The organism is Paracoccus broussonetiae (assembly GCF_031854425.1).
Lineage (GTDB): Bacteria > Pseudomonadota > Alphaproteobacteria > Rhodobacterales > Rhodobacteraceae > Paracoccus > Paracoccus broussonetiae.
In genome coordinates this window covers 1-2,039 of sequence record NZ_JAVRQI010000043.1, presented here as the reverse complement: position 1 = coordinate 2,039, position 2,039 = coordinate 1, and the positions used below count along the sequence as shown (strand labels likewise).

Genomic DNA, 2,039 nt, shown 5'->3' with positions numbered 1-2,039 from the left:
CCATACGTCCCGTATGCTGCCTTCAAAGCCCGGGCATGAAAAAGGCCGCCCCTTTCGGGACGGCCCTTCGTCTGTCTTGCGACAAGCGGATGATTACATCATGCCGCCCATGCCGCCCATGTCGGGCATGCCGCCGGCGGGAGCCTTGGGCTCGGGCTTTTCGGCGATCATGGCTTCGGTGGTGATCAGCAGACCAGCGACCGAGGCGGCGTCTTCCAGCGCGGTGCGGACGACTTTGGCCGGGTCGATGACGCCGAACTTGAACATGTCGCCATATTCTTCGGTCTGGGCGTTGAAGCCGAAGGCCTTGTCGTTCGACTCGCGGACCTTGCCGGCAACGACAGCGCCGTCGACGCCAGCGTTTTCAGCGATCTGGCGCATCGGAGCTTCCAGGGCGCGGCGGACGATCGCGATACCGGCGTCCTGGTCCGAGTTCGCACCGGTCAGGCCTTCGAGGACCTTGCCGCCTTGAACCAGGGCAACGCCGCCACCGACGACAACACCTTCTTGAACCGCAGCGCGGGTCGCGTTCAGGGCATCGTCAACGCGGTCCTTGCGCTCTTTGACTTCGATTTCGGTCAGGCCGCCGACGCGGATGACGGCAACGCCACCAGCCAGTTTGGCAACGCGCTCTTGCAGTTTCTCACGGTCGTAGTCCGAGGTGGTTTCCTCGATCTGCTGACGGATCTGCGAAACGCGGGCTTCGATCTCGGCTTTCTCACCAGCACCGTCGACGATGGTGGTGTTGTCCTTGTTGATCGAGACTTTCTTCGCACGGCCGAGCATGTCGACGGTGACGTTTTCCAGCTTCATGCCCAGGTCTTCCGAGATGACCTGACCGCCGGTCAGGATCGCGATGTCCTGCAGCATGGCCTTGCGGCGATCGCCGAAGCCCGGGGCCTTGACGGCAGCGATTTTCAGGCCGCCACGCAGCTTGTTGACGACCAGCGTGGCCAGAGCCTCGCCTTCGACGTCTTCAGCGACGATGATCAGCGGCTTTTGCGACTGGATGACAGCTTCCAGCAGCGGGACCATCGGCTGCAGCGACGAGAGTTTCTTCTCGTGCAGCAGGATGTAGGCGTCTTCCAGCTCGGCAATCATCTTGTCGGCATTGGTGACGAAGTAGGGCGACAGGTAGCCGCGGTCGAACTGCATGCCTTCGACGACGTCGACCTCGGTCTCCATGCCCTTGTTTTCTTCGACGGTGATGACACCCTCGTTGCCGACCTTCTGCATCGCGTGGGCGATGTGCTGGCCGATGAAGGCTTCGCCGTTGGCCGAGATGGTGCCGACTTGCGCGACTTCAGCCGAGTCGTTGACCGGGCGGGCAGCAGCCTTGATCGCTTCGACGACTTTCGAGGTCGCGAGGTCGATGCCGCGCTTCAGGTCCATCGGGTTCAGGCCGGCCGCAACCGACTTCATGCCTTCGCGGATGATCGCCTGGGCCAGAACGGTGGCGGTGGTGGTGCCATCGCCAGCTTCGTCATTGGTGCGCGAAGCGACTTCGCGGACCATCTGGGCGCCCATGTTCTCGAACTTGTCGGCCAGTTCGATTTCCTTGGCGACCGAGACGCCGTCCTTGGTGATGCGCGGCGCGCCGAAGGACTTGTCGATCACCACGTTACGGCCTTTCGGGCCGAGGGTAACCTTGACGGCATCCGCGAGGATGTTCACGCCTTTCAGCATGCGGTCGCGGGCGTCGCTGTTGAACTTGACTTCTTTAGCAGCCATTTGTCCGTCTCCTAAAATGAGTTACGCGGAAGCGAAAATCAGGCGATCACGCCCAGGATGTCGCTTTCCTTCATGATCAGCAGCTCTTCGCCGTCGATCGTGACTTCAGTGCCCGACCATTTGCCGAACAGCACGCGATCACCAGCCGCGACCGAGGGTGCGATCAGCTCGCCCGAGTCCTTGCGCGCGCCTTCGCCGACCGAGACGATCTCGCCTTCGGCAGGTTTCTCTTTCGCACTGTCGGGGATGATCAGGCCGCCCTTGGTCTTCTCGTCCGACTGGACGCGACGGACCAGAACGCGGTCGTG

Annotated in this window: 2 protein-coding genes; both read right to left on the bottom strand. The window is 62.2% G+C overall.

Annotated features, from left to right (window positions below; genetic code table 11):
- Nucleotides 1–93 precede the first annotated feature (93 nt).
- On the bottom strand, nucleotides 94–1,731 hold the full coding sequence (groL, locus tag RM190_RS23260) for a chaperonin GroEL (RefSeq protein ID WP_311761862.1): 1,638 nt from the start codon (nucleotides 1,729–1,731) through the stop codon (nucleotides 94–96).
- A gap of 38 nt (nucleotides 1,732–1,769) precedes the next feature.
- A partial coding sequence (locus RM190_RS23255; protein WP_311761861.1) for a co-chaperone GroES occupies nucleotides 1,770–2,039 on the bottom strand: 270 nt, incomplete at its 5' end.